At 61.5% G+C, this 14,395-nt stretch carries 15 protein-coding genes and 1 pseudogene; 3 read left to right on the top strand and 13 right to left on the bottom strand.

The window, feature by feature from the left end; genetic code table 11:
• Positions 1-27: 27 nt before the first annotated feature.
• Positions 28-504 (top strand): Lrp/AsnC family transcriptional regulator, encoded by a 477-nt coding sequence (locus tag RM96_RS07295; protein WP_039009300.1) that lies wholly within the window; start codon positions 28-30, stop codon positions 502-504.
• An 88-nt stretch (positions 505-592) separates the two neighbouring features.
• Here the strand turns inward: RM96_RS07295 and RM96_RS07290 are convergent, their stop codons facing one another.
• The 6 genes from RM96_RS07290 to RM96_RS07265 all read right to left on the bottom strand — a co-directional run bounded on the left by RM96_RS07290 (position 593) and on the right by RM96_RS07265 (position 6,495).
• A complete protein-coding gene (locus RM96_RS07290; protein ID WP_039009298.1) occupies positions 593-1,816 on the bottom strand; it encodes a porin in 1,224 nt (407 codons plus the stop codon).
• A 70-nt stretch (positions 1,817-1,886) separates the two neighbouring features.
• Positions 1,887-2,654 carry an ABC transporter ATP-binding protein gene (locus tag RM96_RS07285; protein ID WP_052279362.1) on the bottom strand — a complete coding sequence of 256 codons (768 nt, stop codon included), beginning with the start codon at positions 2,652-2,654 and terminating at the stop codon, positions 1,887-1,889.
• On the bottom strand, positions 2,644-3,459 hold the full coding sequence (locus RM96_RS07280; RefSeq protein WP_082016447.1) for an ABC transporter ATP-binding protein: 816 nt from the start codon (positions 3,457-3,459) through the stop codon (positions 2,644-2,646). The genes RM96_RS07285 and RM96_RS07280 overlap by 11 nt, the downstream gene beginning before the upstream one ends.
• A complete protein-coding gene (locus RM96_RS07275) occupies positions 3,456-4,400 on the bottom strand; it encodes a branched-chain amino acid ABC transporter permease (protein WP_039009296.1) in 945 nt (314 codons plus the stop codon). Before RM96_RS07275 ends, RM96_RS07280 begins: the two co-directional genes overlap by 4 nt.
• Positions 4,397-5,275 (bottom strand): branched-chain amino acid ABC transporter permease, encoded by an 879-nt coding sequence (locus tag RM96_RS07270; protein WP_238587128.1) that lies wholly within the window; start codon positions 5,273-5,275, stop codon positions 4,397-4,399. The genes RM96_RS07275 and RM96_RS07270 overlap by 4 nt, the downstream gene beginning before the upstream one ends.
• Positions 5,275-6,495, bottom strand: coding sequence for an ABC transporter substrate-binding protein (locus tag RM96_RS07265; protein ID WP_238587127.1), 1,221 nt, complete (start codon positions 6,493-6,495; stop codon positions 5,275-5,277). Before RM96_RS07265 ends, RM96_RS07270 begins: the two co-directional genes overlap by 1 nt.
• Before the next feature lie 263 nt (positions 6,496-6,758).
• Between RM96_RS07265 and RM96_RS07260 the strand changes: the two genes are divergently transcribed.
• Positions 6,759-7,967 carry an alpha/beta hydrolase family protein gene (locus tag RM96_RS07260; protein ID WP_039009292.1) on the top strand — a complete coding sequence of 403 codons (1,209 nt, stop codon included), beginning with the start codon at positions 6,759-6,761 and terminating at the stop codon, positions 7,965-7,967.
• Positions 7,968-8,068: 101 nt separating this feature from the next.
• Here the strand turns inward: RM96_RS07260 and RM96_RS39285 are convergent, their stop codons facing one another.
• On the bottom strand, positions 8,069-8,284 hold the full coding sequence (locus tag RM96_RS39285; protein ID WP_039009290.1) for a DUF4148 domain-containing protein: 216 nt from the start codon (positions 8,282-8,284) through the stop codon (positions 8,069-8,071).
• Positions 8,285-8,432: 148 nt separating this feature from the next.
• On the opposite strand from RM96_RS39285, the gene RM96_RS07250 reads away from it, so the two are divergent.
• The gene (locus RM96_RS07250; protein ID WP_238587126.1) at positions 8,433-9,290 is read left to right on the top strand and encodes a LysR family transcriptional regulator; all 858 of its coding nucleotides are present in this window, start codon (positions 8,433-8,435) and stop codon (positions 9,288-9,290) included.
• 130 nt (positions 9,291-9,420) lie between these two features.
• On the opposite strand, the pseudogene RM96_RS38495 reads toward RM96_RS07250, so the two are convergent.
• From RM96_RS38495 to RM96_RS07225, 6 genes and pseudogenes are all read right to left on the bottom strand, one after another.
• Positions 9,421-9,816: pseudogene (locus tag RM96_RS38495) on the bottom strand (hypothetical protein); the annotation flags it as partial.
• A 413-nt stretch (positions 9,817-10,229) separates the two neighbouring features.
• On the bottom strand, positions 10,230-11,240 hold the full coding sequence (locus RM96_RS07245) for a branched-chain amino acid ABC transporter permease (protein WP_039009288.1): 1,011 nt from the start codon (positions 11,238-11,240) through the stop codon (positions 10,230-10,232).
• Entirely contained in the window at positions 11,240-12,124 is an 885-nt protein-coding gene (locus RM96_RS07240) for a branched-chain amino acid ABC transporter permease (RefSeq protein ID WP_039009286.1), read from the bottom strand. Before RM96_RS07240 ends, RM96_RS07245 begins: the two co-directional genes overlap by 1 nt.
• Before the next feature lie 9 nt (positions 12,125-12,133).
• Positions 12,134-12,859 (bottom strand): ABC transporter ATP-binding protein, encoded by a 726-nt coding sequence (locus RM96_RS07235; RefSeq protein WP_039009284.1) that lies wholly within the window; start codon positions 12,857-12,859, stop codon positions 12,134-12,136.
• Between the two features lie 17 nt (positions 12,860-12,876).
• Complete coding sequence (locus tag RM96_RS07230; RefSeq protein WP_039009283.1) at positions 12,877-13,650, bottom strand: ABC transporter ATP-binding protein; 774 nt, start codon at positions 13,648-13,650, stop codon at positions 12,877-12,879.
• A 49-nt stretch (positions 13,651-13,699) separates the two neighbouring features.
• On the bottom strand, positions 13,700-14,389 hold the full coding sequence (locus tag RM96_RS07225; RefSeq protein ID WP_039009281.1) for a DUF2848 domain-containing protein: 690 nt from the start codon (positions 14,387-14,389) through the stop codon (positions 13,700-13,702).
• Positions 14,390-14,395 lie beyond the last annotated feature (6 nt).

The raw sequence follows: 14,395 nt of genomic DNA, 5'->3' as shown, positions 1-14,395 counted from the left end.
GTTTCGAAATACCTCCAGGTGTGCCAAATGCGTTTTGACCGTACCGATGTGCGTATCCTTGCCCAACTTCAGCGCGACGCGCGGGTTCGGGCCAATGAACTGGCGGAGCGAGTTGGTCTCTCGCCGTCCCCCTTCTATCGGCGTATCCGGCTGCTGGAAGAAGAGGGAATCATCGAAGGCTATGTCACGCTGCTGAATCAGGAGAAAGCAGGCTTTCCCGTCAGCGCATATGTGCAAGTGGCGATCGAAAAGAAGACGGAAGCCAGGCTGGCGCGCTTTGAAGCGGCCATCGCGAAGCTCGATGAGGTGATGGAGTGCAATTTGATGACCGGCAGCTTCGACTACATGCTCCGTGTCGTGGCAGCGGATATTGCGGGTATCGAGCGATTCGTCATGACGCAACTGACGACCATTGAAGGTGTCAGTGACATCAGTACCTCGTTAGCGCTGCGCCGGGTGGTGTACAAGACAGCGCTGCCGGTCCGGGAGCCCAGCGGCTCCTGATGACTTGCGCCGGAGGAATTCCTCCGGCGCAGCCGATGCAAGGGGCAGCTGGCCATGCCATGGAAGGGTCGGCCAGACTGTGGTGGTACTAAAACAGCGTGCGGATACCAGCGCCCACCGCCAGCTGATTGTGGCCGATCGTCGCAGGGCTGGCGAGGATGCTCGTGTTACTCCCCGCACCCAACATTCCCTTGGGCTTGTTATTTGAGTACGCCACGTCGACATACAAGGTGGTGCGCTTCGAGAACGCGTAGCCAGCCCCGATCTTGTAGAGGTCTGCGCCGGCCTCGCTGACCTGCTTGTCCTGGAGGTGCAGCCAGTCGGCAGTCAGGCGCCACGCAGGTGTCGCTTGATAGGCAGCTCCGACGTAGTAGTAATTCTGGTCCGCTCCGGTGGTCGGATTCTTGAATTTGGCAAAGTTCACCCCAGTCTTAAGCGCTCTCCAGGTATAGGTAACGCCAATGGTATAGGCGCGCATCCAGGGATCGTTGGTCTGCCCCGTTGGATCCTTGCCATCGAAATATCCCGACGCGAAGCCCAGTCTTCCATCGGTCCAGTTCAGGTTGGCCGTCAACGTAGACTTGTTCGAGAAGCTGCCCGGGGTACCACCAAAGCCATAGGTGATGCCACCGCTGAATCCATAGAACTCATCCGGCAGCATGTACTTGATCGACTTGTTGACCCACGTGTACATCAGGCCACCATTGACAGCGCTGTTTGTACCTGAGGCAATGCCGGGAAACCCTTCGCTCGGTTTGATATTCGAGGAATTCTGGAAGGTCGCGTTCGCGAGCGACCCGAAGTTCATGTACCCCGTAGCATCACCGGCCGAGATGCCATCGAAGAATGACGACCAATTGCGCCCCAAGCGCACTGTCCCCCACGGCGCAACTACGCCGATGGTTGCCCCACGGTCGAACAGCGATCCATTATCGTGAGGAAATGGAACAGACGCATTGGCCACGCCGGTATCCGCCGCGAAGCCACTCTCCAGCTTGAACGCAATCTTGTACCCCTCGCCAATGTCTTCAAGGCCGATGAGACCCCAACGACTGGTCAACTCATTCCCGGAGGCGAGTGCCAGCGCACCAGCTGCGCGCCCCGTGGACGGATCCACGCCGGCCACCGATCGATAGTTCAAACCGACGTCGAGCACGCCATATAGGTTCAGGCTTGCGCGGGCGGATCCACCAAAGCCCATACCGATAGCAGCCAGCGCTATCCCGATTCGCCTGACTCCCTGCCTGCGCCGCTGTCGATAGGCCACGCCTCGCATTGACTGCACGACTGCCACTTCCTGATTCCACTTCATGTGTCTCCTCCAAAAAAAGCATTCCAATGCAATGCCGGCTCCCCTTGCCAGCCTCGGGAACGCGTTGTCGCTATGCGTAACTCATCAGGCCAGCGCCCGGTGCTTCTGCCGACGCGACGCCCAGGAAGCGCTCTATCAGTACCGGCTGGCCAGCCAGTTCCGTCGCGCAATCCGTATATGCGACGCGTCCACTGACGAGAACCGCCACATCGTCAGCGACCGAAAGTGCAATCTTGCTGTTCTGCTCGACGAGCAGGATCGACAGGCCAGCCTCCCGCAGCCGCGCAACAATCGCCGAGACTTCAGCAATCATTTGGGGAGAAAGCCCTTCCGTGGGCTCATCCATCAGCAGCACGCGCGGGCGGCTCATCAGCGCCCGGCCGATTGCCAGCATCTGCTGTTCGCCACCGGAAAGCGTTCCGGCACGCTGATGGATTCGTTCCCCTAGTCGTGGAAACATCTCCACAATCTGCGCGATAGTCCAGGGCGGACCTGCATGGGCAGCGTCGGCGGTCCTGGCAACGGTCAGGTTTTCGCGTACCGACAGGGGCGAGAAAAGGCGACGCCCTTGCGGAACCAGTGCCACGCCGCGTCGGACAATGCTGTCAACCGGCAACGTGACGATGTTCTCGCCGAACAACTGAATGGCTCCTCGATACGCTGGGACCATGCCCATGACCGTATGGATGCAGGTTGTCTTGCCCGCGCCGTTTCGGCCCAGCAGCGCAAGCACGGTACCAGGGCGAACGGTCAGCGAAACGTCCTGCAGGATTTCACTTGTGTCGTAGCCCGAGGTGACGCCGGACAGCGCAAGTGCGGGAATGGTATTAGTGGCCAAGGTATATCTCCTGCGTGCGCGGGTCGGCCAGGACAGAGCGCTTGTCCCCATCAACGACGACGCGGCCGCTCTGCAACACCGTTATGGACTCGGCAAAGGCAAGTGCCACATCCATGTCGTGCTCGACCATCACAATCGTCAGAGCCTTCGGCAGGTGCGACAGCAGTTTGGCAACGCCCACGCGCTCAGCTCCCGACAGCCCTGCCAGCGGCTCGTCCAGGAGCAGGATGCTGGGCTGCTGTGCCAGGGCCATAGCAATCTCCAGCCGCCGCAGTTCTCCGTACGAGCAGGCGTGCACGGGCGTCTCGGCGCGGACCTCGAGGTCCACACGAGCTAGCACGGCACGGGCCTCAGCCTCGAGCGCTGAGCCGCCGAAACGCTTCCAAGGACTCAAGCGGGCGGCCGAACGTGTGGTCGGTCCCCCAGTCAGCGACATCAGCACGTTTTTCAACAGCGTCTTGTCGCGAAAGGGCGTGAGTATCTGATAGGTCCTCCCCACGCCCATGCGCGCCCGGGCATGCGTAGGCTTGGCTGTGACATCTTGTCCAAGCAGCGAGATACGGCCGCGCGTGGCACGCAGGTCGCCCGCGATCAGATTCAGCAAGGTTGTCTTTCCGGCGCCATTCGGCCCTAGGAGGAGCCTGCGCTCCCCCCGCCGTATCGTCAGATTTACACCATCCACGACGCGCAGGGCACCGAACGAGATAGACAGGTCAACAAGGCCGATCGCAGTCGAGCTGCCGTCGACAGAGACCCCCGAAGCGGCGGCATGCGTGCCCACCGATAGGACTGTGGAGTGGATCATCGAATGCTCCTGCTACGAAGGAGAGAAGCCAGACCGGGCACGATCCCTGCGGGAACAAACAGCACCACAGCAATGAGCAGCAGGCCCAGGAACGTTGGCCAGCTCTCGATATAGCCGCTTACCAGTACGCGAAAGCCGACAACGATCCCTGCACCGACCACAGGTCCGAGCAGCGTCGCAGGGCCGCCGACTATGACCATCAGCAAGCTTTCTGCGGTTTCGCCAAGCGATAGCGCGTGGGGACTGATGAATTGCTGGTGAAAAGCAAGCAGCACACCTGCAATCGCGGCTACCAGTCCGGCAAACGCGAAGGTGAGCAGTCGAATACGCCAGACATCAAAACCCAGGGCCGACATCCGGCGCGGCTGCGATCTCGTGCCGTCCAGACAGCGGCCGAGTTGCGAGTGCATGAACCTTTGTACCAGGCATAGCATCGCGAGAAAGCAGACCGCCACAAACTCAAACCAAACGATGGGATTGCCCGTATCCACCCACGGCAGCGCGGGCCTGGCAATTCCAGTCATGCCATTCTCACCACCCGTCACGCTGCCCCAGTGCATGGCTACACCCCACAGCACCTGGGCAATGGCCAGCGTGATCATGCCGATACTAAGTCCACTGGTTCGCAGCGCAAGAATCCCGACAACTACCGAGAGTGCTACGGCGGCGCCCACTGCAATGGATGCGAGCATCCAGGGCCCCAGCCCAGTGTGCTGGCCGGCGATGGCTACCCCATAGGCGGCCGCCCCCGCTAGCGCCGATTGTGCGAACGACAGCAATCCTCCCAGCCCAAGAAGCAGATTAAGACTGGTTGCAACCAAGGCGGCGAGCATGATGTGGACCGCCATGTCCAGGTAGAAAGGCGAATCGCTCGCCAGCGGCAGCATCAGGACCAGTGCACCAGCAAGGCAAGGGCCGGCGAACGAAGTAAGGATCTTCATGCTGCAACCCTCCCGAACAATCCCTGGGGCCGATACGCCAGCACGACGATCATCGGCACGAACAAAAGCACGTATGACATCTCCGGCACAAGCGACTGCCCGAAGCTATGGACCAGGCCTGTGATTAGGCTTCCGAGCATTGCGCCGGGAATACTCCCCGTGCCCCCCAGCACGACGACGATCAGCACCAGCGGAAGTACCTCCATATCGAGCCCAGGAAATACCGACAGGATTGGTGCGCCAATCGCGCCGCCAATGCCAACGAGTGCCGCGCCGGCGAAGAAGATCGTCATGAAGAGTCGGTCGACGCGAATTCCGACGGCACGGGCCATGGCCCGATCCTCAACGGCCGCGCGCAATCGGGCGCCGATCAGCGTCCGGGACAGCGAAAGGTCCAGAGCCACCGCGGTCACCACGGCAAGTGCCATGACGAACAGTCGATATATGGGAAAGGTCAGCTCGCCAAGGGACACCACACCCGTGAAGCGTGGCGGCACCGCGACCTCCAGCGGCATGCCGCCCCAGACGGTCTTGCAGCTGTCGGCAATGACGAATGCCATCCCGAGAGTTGCCAGCACCTGCGCCAGCTCGTTATGCGCAATCCGCTGCAAGATCGCGCGCTCCAGCATGATGCCGAGAATGCCGACGACGATGGCGCAACCCAGCGCGGCAAGCGCGAACGGCAGTCCTGCATCGACTAACGTGACACAAAGGTAGCCCCCCAGCATGAACAGCGCTCCGTGTGCCATGTTGGGGATGCTCATCAGACCGAAGATCAGCGTGAAGCCCGCCGCCATCAGAAACAGCACTGAAGCGAAGGTCAGCCCATTGAGCGTCTGGATCAGAAACGTAGACATGATGAATCCTTGCCGCATCAGTCGAGGTTGCGTGATGGTGGGTAGTCCCGCGAATAGACAGGACTGGCCAGGAACGCAGACGGGTCATACGTCCAGAACTGGGTGACACCCGGGTATTCACGGACGACCGTGTTGACCAGCTTGCCGTCGACCCGCGCAACCTTGCGGATGTAGACGGTCACCACTGGGTTCCCGAGGCGATCCAGCGTTAGCGGACCGCGAGGGCTTTGCGATATGCGAACCGCATGCATCGCGTCGGCAAGGGCTCGGCCCGACAGCGTGGTTGGGCCACCCGTTTGCAGTGCCTGCTCGAGAATCAGCCCTGCGCTGTAGCCACCGGTTGCATAGAAGCCTGGCGCGATGTGGTACTGCTTGCGAAAACCCGCGACATAGCGGTCGTTGGCGGGCGTGGCGATGGCACCGCTATACCAACCGGCGGAGACGATGCCGAGGGCCTCGTCGCCCATCTTCTCAAGCAGGGATTCATCGACCGTATTCATCCCCGCCAGCAAGGGAATCTTCTGCTTGAGCCCGTAGTCGCGGTACTGCTTCAGGAAGCGCGCTGCATTGCCGCCAGAGAAATTGATCAGAACCGCGTCAACGTTCGGGCGAATCTGCGCGATCACGGTCGCGAAATCCGTGGCGTTGAATGGCGCCCACAGCTTTTGGACAATCTTCCCGCCGGCCTCCTCGAAGGTCCGCTGGAATCCAGCTACCGTTTCATGGGAGAAGGAGAGGTCCTCCGCAACGACCGCGATGCGCCGGTACTTGAGGGTATTGGCGGCGTACTCGCCAAACGGATGCATGGCCTGCGCTGAAGTCGACGAGCTTCGCACCATCCAGGGGTCCGCCTTGCGCTGGGTCAGGTCTTCCGCCGCGGCGGAACTGAGAATGACTGGGACCTTCGCCCGCGCGATATCGTCGCGAATGGCAACGGCCTCGAAGGCAGCTAGCGGGCCGACCACAACATCCACACGATCGCGCTCAGTCAGTTGCAGGAACTTCGCCTTCGCGACTGCCGGCGACGCCGCAGTATCGGCCACCACAAGCTCGACCTCGCGGCCGGCGAGCTTTCCGCCCCGCTCTTGCAGCAGGTATTCGAAACCGTCCTGCATCTGTTGCCCGATCCCCGCGGCAACACCTGTCTTGACGGTCAGCAACCCCACGCGCAGTGGCGCGGGTTGCGCCGCCATCAGCGACCCGTTGAACACGCTGGCGACCAACGCGGCCAGCACCATCCGAAGCCTTTGACGTGACATCTGTTCTCCCCTTTTGGCGGTCAGGCACCAAGCACGGCCTGCGTGTTGATACTATCGTTTTAGTGATCACAGATATCAACTAGGGTATACGAGGCGAACAGCAAAACCATGCAACTTTGGGCAAATTTTCGGTATGTCGCCGCCATTTAGTGTCTTATAGAGCATCTTTATGAGGCGACAACTTTCTATTGCGTGATCACTGATATCAATCTATATTCTGCCCAAACTCACAGGAGAAACCAATGGATGCAATGCGAAAAGGCCAGCGTTGGGTGCTCGACGCGTTCCTCGCTGTCGGTGGACTGGATGTCCTTCACCCGGACGCCGGCGCGATCTTCGAGCAGATTGGCTACGACTCGACTGACCTGAAGCGGGTATTCGGGCCGGTCAAGGCGGGCTCGATGCTCCCTTCCGCGTGGAGCGCGGCCGCCAGGGAGATTGAGCATCGTGCCCGGCATTGGGAGGAACGCGGCTTCAGCCGGACGGCGCGTCGGCTATATGAGCGCGCCACGCTGCTATACGCACGCACGCATTACTCGATCCTCGGCGACGACCCTCGCCGGATGCGATACCTCGAGAAGGTGGTTGAGTCCTTTGAAAAGGTGATCGCGTTCGCCGACCACCCTATCGAGCGGGTTGCCCTGCCTTTCGAGGGTCACCACCTGCATGGGATTCTGGAAATGCCCCCCAACGCCGAGAAACTACCCTGCGTGATCATGCTGCCAGGCATGGATATGTTTAAGGAGGACTGGCATAAGCTGATGGAGCAGCGGATCCTCCCCCGCGGTTGGGCAGCCTTTGCGCTCGACGGTCCAGGTCAGGGCGAGAGCCTGACCAGGGGCCTGAAAATGTCGCTCGATAACTATGATCGAGCCATTACTGCGGTGATCGATTGGCTGTCCGCACACCCGGCTATTGACCCCGAGCGAATCGTGATCATGGGATCCAGCATGGGATCCTGGTGGGCAACTCGTGCTGCCGCAGTCGAACCGCGCATTCGTGCCATCGCCGCCAATATGTCGAACCTGGGCGACAAGTACGTGCTGCTCAATCAGGCACAGCCCAGTTTCATGGCAAACCTGATGTTTATGACCGGCATTACCAATACGGAGGAAATTCAGGCGCTATCGAAGGCCATGACGCTCGAAGAGATCGCCCCCAAGGTCGACATTCCGTATCTAATCATCACTGGCGAGAATGACGAACTGACAACGCTGGACTCCAGCATTGGTGTGTATGAAAAGCTGCGCGGCCCCAAGGAACTGTGGATTTACCAGTATGAGTTCCACCCGATCGGTCCACAGTCCGATGAATGGCTGACAGCCTCACTGGACTGGCTCGGACACGCGCTGGCGAATGGGTTCGCTCCGAAGCACGAACTTCGCACCTTTATTACGAAGCAAGGGGAATATCTCGAGGGCAGCGGTGAGCCGCCCTGGTGGCATCCCTGATTCTTCGCACGGGCGAGCATGGACTGACCCGGGGCATCCGCACAAGCGGATGCCCGGTGAGCCTTGGTGAATCATCCCGCCGCCCTCTATGCCACATCCGCTCACCGGACAGCGGCAGGCTTCAGGAAGATCTCTGGGTAGTTGTTCTCCGTTACGACGCGCCCCTGCGACACTGCCTCAGCCAGTTCCCGCTGCACTTGCGCCCGGGTCACGACCTGGGTAGCACCGCATGTCGGCTGACTCTCCGCAGCAACGGCGGGGAATATGACCGGGACAACGAGCATAAGTGTGCCCAGCAAGCCGGTTCGATTCTTCATGTTCACTCCTTTCCTAACCGCCAGCAGTCGCTGGCAGTCAAATACGCAGTTTCGATACTCACAACAGTAGCGACCCGACCGCAATGCGACCAGATTGGGAACGCCCATATGGCGTTTCACGCCCTGAAACAATCCTTGGACACAGAAATTGGATCGACTTTTCAGCATGCGCATCTTTGTGCAGGTAGTGGAGAATGCTTCGTTCGCGGCCGCTGCTCGCGCACTTGACATCTCGCCTGCCACGGCGACCCGCGCGGTTGCCAGCCTGGAGAGCCGGCTCCGGTCTCGCCTGCTGCAACGCAGTACACGTAGCGTCACGCCGACAGACATTGGACTAGACTACGCCCAACGTTGCCAGGTGATCCTCGATGCTGTAGCGCAGGCTGATGAAGTTGCAGTAAAAGACCACATCCGCCCCAGTGGCGTGCTCAGGGTCGCGCTGCCTTCCACCCTCGCGCTCACCATTTTGCCGAGGGTCTTCTCAGACTTTACTTACCACTTTCCGGAGGTATCACTCGACATCTCGATCGTCGACCGCCACATCGACTTGGTAGAAGAAGGCTACGATATGGCCATCGCGCTGGACACAATGCTCACCAGCGAATCCATCGTCAGTAGGTGTGTGCCCTTCGGGCGGTTCATCGCATGTTGCACCCCCACCTATCTTGGATCCAGGCCAGTTCCAACCCAGTGGCACGATCTCATTGATCATAGAGTCTTGTGTCTGCGCCGCTTTACCGAAAAGGTGCGTGCATTACCGAGTTGCCGCCTCGATACCAGTACCAGCAGTGCCATGCTAAGAATGCTCGCGCTCGAGAATTGCGGGATAGCTCTGTTGCCGGACTTCATGGTAAAGGACGATCTACTCCAAGGACGCCTCATTCAAGTATTGAGCGCAGCGCCGCTTCCGGAAATGTGCCTTTGGCTTGCCTACCCCACCCGCCAATACATATCGGCCAAAGTCAGTAGGTTTATAGAGGCGGCGCTGTCCGCGCTTGAAACCTGACATGCCTCCACGTGGTCATTTCTTGGTGCGAAATTTGGCGGCTTGGCCAAGAGCGATGCCAATCACTGACTTGTAAGAACGCTCGGTGCCGATAGCCGCTGGTCCAGGTAGCTTTGCTGCAGGCGGCTCGCCATTCGGCTATCGCCAGATTCCGCGCCAAAAGAACGATGACCTCGTCGAGGACAGCCCAGGCTGGTGAATTGGAAGGCGCCTTGATCCACTCGAGGTGTTGCAGATCCGTCAGCCCGCGGACTGCGGACGGATTTCGTGCAGTGCTGCAGCGTGGCCGCCGACACTGCGCGGTTGACCGCCGCGAGCATTTGCGCATCATAGGCGGAAAATGCACTTCACACAGGTACCGAAGGAGATTGCGCGGAACGGCAGCAAACCGGTCCAACGGCCAAACGAGCTGTAGGCCGACCGCGGCGTACCTGTCGGCCCGAAACCGCTCCCGTATTGCCGCGATGTCAGCACTGGTGAGCTGAACAAACTGCCTCAGGTCAAATTCGGTAAAGCGGGCAGGCAACTCTTACCTGCCAACGTAGCGATACGCAAATGCCGACATCTACACTTTTCGGGGTGTCGTCCGGGACAAAACTGTACGACAAGTGCTCGGATGGCCGCAATAGGGCCAGGTGAATGGGCTGCAACCCACACCAGCAAAGGGCTCGGGGCTGACTCATAACCATATAAATCCGCAGGAAAAGGACGATCCTGGACGACCGCGACCGGCCTCCTGGCTGTGGGGCGCTCGGTTCGGCAGCCACACCCTCGGCCTGCGCCCGCAACACCAGTTCCCCGATCGCCCGCGCGAGCCGCGTGCGGGCTTCCGGCCCCATCTTGTAGGCCGCGTTGAGTGAGGGATGCCTTCTCCCCCGGCCCCTCTCCCGCAAGCGGGAGAAGGGAAAAAGATCCGTGGCGTGGAAGGGTGGTTTCGCCTCATCCAGGGCGTCGTCCCAGACTGCCCACAATGCCCTTGCGGAAGGTCAGCACGCACACGATGAAGATGATGCCGGTCACCATTGACACTGATTCCCCGAGTCCATTGAACCACTCGATGCCCGTCGCGGTCCCCAGGTAGCTGCCCAGTTCGCCGAGCTTGTTCTCCAGCGCCACCACCACGAAGGCGCCTACGATCGGGCCGGTGATCGTGCCGAGCCCGCCCAGCAGCGTCATCAGGATGACCATGCCGGACATCGACCAGTGCACATCGGTCAGTGTCTCGAAGCCCAGCACCAGTGCCTTGATCGAACCGGCCAGGCCGGACAGGGCGGCCGACAGCACGAAGGCCATCAGCTTGAAGCGGTCCACGTCGTAACCCAGCGAGATGGTGCGCGGCTCGTTCTCCTTGATCGCCTTGAGGATCTGGCCGAACGGCGAATGCACGGTACGCACGATCAGCGCGAAGGCCGCGACGATGATGGCCAGCGCCACGTAGTACAGCGTCATGTCGTTCGACAGCGACATCAGGCCGAACAGCTTGCCGCGCGGAATGCCCTGCAGGCCGTCCTCGCCGCCGGTGAACGGCGCCTGCAGGCAGATGAAGAACAGCATCTGCGCCAGCGCCAGCGTGATCATCGAGAGGTAGATACCCTGGCGGCGGATGGCCAACGAGCCCACCACGTAGCCGATCAGCGCGCCCGTGGCGGTGCCCAGGATCAGGCCAATCTCGGGCGTCACGCCCCAGACCTTCATCGCATGGCCGGCCGCGTAGCCGGCACCGCCGAAGAAGGCCGCATGGCCGAACGAGAGCAGCCCGGTGTACCCGATCAGCAGGTTGAAGGCGCACGCAAACAGCGCGAAGCACAGCACCTTGAGCACGAACAGCGGATACGCACCGGCCAGCGGCGCGGCCAGCAGGCACGCCAGCACCACGCAGTACAGAACCTGCAGGCGCCCCGCCACCTGCTGCTGCCGCACGCCGATCGCGGCGATAGATTGTTCGCTCATCACTTCTCCTTTCCGAACAGCCCTGCCGGGCGCAACAACAGCACCACCACCATGATGACGAAGACAACGGTGGACGATGCTTCCGGGTACAACACCTTGGTCAGCCCTTCGATCACGCCCAGCCCGAGGCCGGTCAGGATCGAGCCCATGATCGAGCCCATGCCGCCGATCACTACCACCGCGAACACGACGATAATCAGGTTCTGCCCCATCAGCGGCGATACCTGCATGACCGGCGCCGCCAGCACCCCGGCAAACGCAGCCAGCGCCACGCCGAAGCCGTAGGTCAGCGTCACCATCAGCGGCACGTTGACGCCGAAGGCCTCGACCACCTTGGGGTTCTCGGTACCGGCGCGCAGGTAGGCGCCCACCTTGGTCTTCTCGATCACGTACCAGGTCGACAGGCAGACCGTCAGCGATGCCCCAACCACCCACATGCGGTAATTGGGCAAGCGCATGAAGCCAAGGTCGGAGGCACCCTGCAGCGCTTCGGGCGGGGAATAAGGCAGTCCGGACACGCCATAGACCGAGCGGAAGATGCCTTCGACCACCAGCGTGATGCCCAGCGTCAGCAGCAGGCCATAGATGTGGTCGAGCTTGTAGATCCAGCGCAGCATGGTCCTCTCGATCCCCACGCCCAGCGCGGCCACCACCAGCGGTGACAGCAGCAGTATCGCCCAGTAGCTGAGCCCCGCATAGGTCATGCCGGCCCACCCCAGCACCGCGCCCAGCATGAAGAGCGCACCGTGCGCGAAGTTGATGACGTTCAACAGCCCGAAGATGACCGCCAGGCCCAGGCTCAGCATGGCGTAGAAGGCGCCGTTGACTAACCCCAGCAGCAACTGCGACAACAGCGCCGGGAACGGGATTTCAAACAGGGTCATGGGTGCTCCTCATACGCCCAGCAATTCATGCAGCACCGGCATCCTGGTCCGCAGCTCACTGGCCGCGAAGCGTTCGACGATGCTGCCGTGCTCCATCACGTAGAAGCGGTCCGCCAGCGGCGCGGCGAAGCGGAAATTCTGCTCCACCATCACCACCGTGTACCCCTTCTGCTTGAGCAGAAGGATCATGCGTGCAAGCGCCTGCACGATCACCGGTGCCAACCCTTCCGAGATTTCATCGAGCAGCAGCAGGTTGGCACCCGTGCGCAGGATGCGCCCGACCGCCAGCATCTGCTGCTCGCCGCCCGACAGGCGCGTGCCCTGGCTCTGGCGGCGCTCCTTCAGGTTGGGGAACATCTCATAGAGTTCGGCCTCGCTCATGCTCTTGCTGGTGTCTGCGCCCTTGAGCACCGGCGGCAGCATCAGATTCTCTTCGCATGAAAGGCTGGAGAAGATCGCCCGCTCTTCGGGGCAATAGCCGATGCCGTGGTGCGCAATCTTGTGCGTCGGCAGGCTGATGGTCTCCTGGCCTTTGACCTTGATCGAGCCCTTGCGCGCCGCAGTCATGCCCATGATCGCGCGCAGTGTGGTGGTGCGGCCGGCGCCGTTGCGGCCCAGCAGCGTGACCACTTCGCCGCAGTTCACGGTCAGGTCCACGCCGTGCAGGATGTGCGATTCGCCGTACCAGGCGTGCAGGTCCTTGATTTCCAGGGCGGGAGTATCGGATGTCGTCATATCTTTGGTCTCCCGGTTCAGTGCGCGCCTTGCAGCTCGGCATCGGCGGTGCCCATGTAGGCCTCCATCACGCGCGGGTCCTTCGACACTTCCGCATACGGGCCTTCGGCCAGGATCGCGCCACGCTGCAGCACGGTGATCTTGTCCGCAATCGACGACACCACGCTCATGTTGTGTTCCACCATCAGGATGGTGCGGCCCGCCGAGACCTTCTTGATTAGTTGCGTGACGCGGTCCACGTCCTCGTGGCCCATGCCCTGGGTGGGTTCGTCGAGCAGCATCAGCTCGGGCTCCATCGCCAGCGTAGTGGCGATCTCCAGCGCGCGCTTGCGGCCGTACGGCAGGTTCACCGTCAGCGTGTGCGCGAACTCGGTCAAGCCGACCTGTTCGAGCAGTACCATGGCGCGATCGTTGATCACCTCGAGCGAGCGCTCGTTGCGCCAGAACTGGTACGTCGTGCCCAGTTGCCGCTGCAGCCCGATGCGCACGTTCTCCATCACCGTCATGTGCGGGAACACCGCCGAGATCTGGAACGAGCGGATCACGCCGCGCCGCGCGACCTGCGCGGGCTTCTCGCGGGTGATGTCGATGCCGTTGAAAAGGATGGTGCCAGTGGTCGGCCCCAGGAACTTGGTGAGCAGGTTGAAGCAAGTCGTCTTGCCGGCGCCGTTGGGGCCGATCAAGGCATGGATCGACCCGCGGCGCACCCGCAGGTTGACGTCGCTCACCGCGGTAAAGCCACGGAAGGCCTTGCCGAGGTTGCGGGTCTCTAGTATCAGGTCGTGGTGCATGGCCGTGACTCCGTGGCGCTGCCTTTTCGGTTGGGATAGCGCGGCATGCTCAGCCCGCGACGGGCAGGGCCGCGACCGCGTACGCGTGGCGCAGCGTGCGCCCCAGCACCGGGTCTTCCAGCTCGATCTCGAAGCGCTCGGCCGGGCGGATGCCGCCGATGGCGGGCAGCGTGCCGCACAGCATGGCGGAGCCTTCGCCAAAGTGGCCGCCATGGCCGCTGAAGCGCTCAAGCAGGTCCGCCGGGGAGCGCATGGCGGTCACCAGACCCTGCTGATACAGCACGCGTTCGCCGTCGATGGTGGCGTAGGAGCGCAGCACCAGCTGGTCCCAGTGGCCTTCCACCTCAGAAAGGCGCCACAGGGCCGAAGCACAGGGCTTCTCGCACATCTGCTTGGACACCGTGATGCCGTAGGTCTCGGCTTCGCGGTCGGTATGGTCCGAGGCAATGCCCACCAGGATTTCATCGCCGTCCCTGACCAGAAGGAACTCGGCTTCGCCGCTGCTGGCCTCGCCGCTGACCTGGATTTCCGGGGCTGGCCCCAGGCGTTGCGCAGCGACGCGATAGAACACCGGCGTATAGGGCGGGCGCTTCACGCCCAGTTCTTCCAGTTCACGGATGTGGGCTTCCATGGCTTCGACGTCTCGGCCGGTCCAGCCCGCCACGACGAGCTGGTGGATGGTAACGGTGCGTTGCGACTTGCCATGGCGGGTGTAGATATCAAAGGTAAGGGTCTTCATGATCGC

The organism is Cupriavidus sp. IDO, assembly GCF_000812465.1.
In the GTDB taxonomy this organism is placed as follows: domain Bacteria; phylum Pseudomonadota; class Gammaproteobacteria; order Burkholderiales; family Burkholderiaceae; genus Cupriavidus.
Note: the sequence above shows the minus strand (reverse complement) of the source record. Positions and strands in the feature narration are given on the sequence as shown.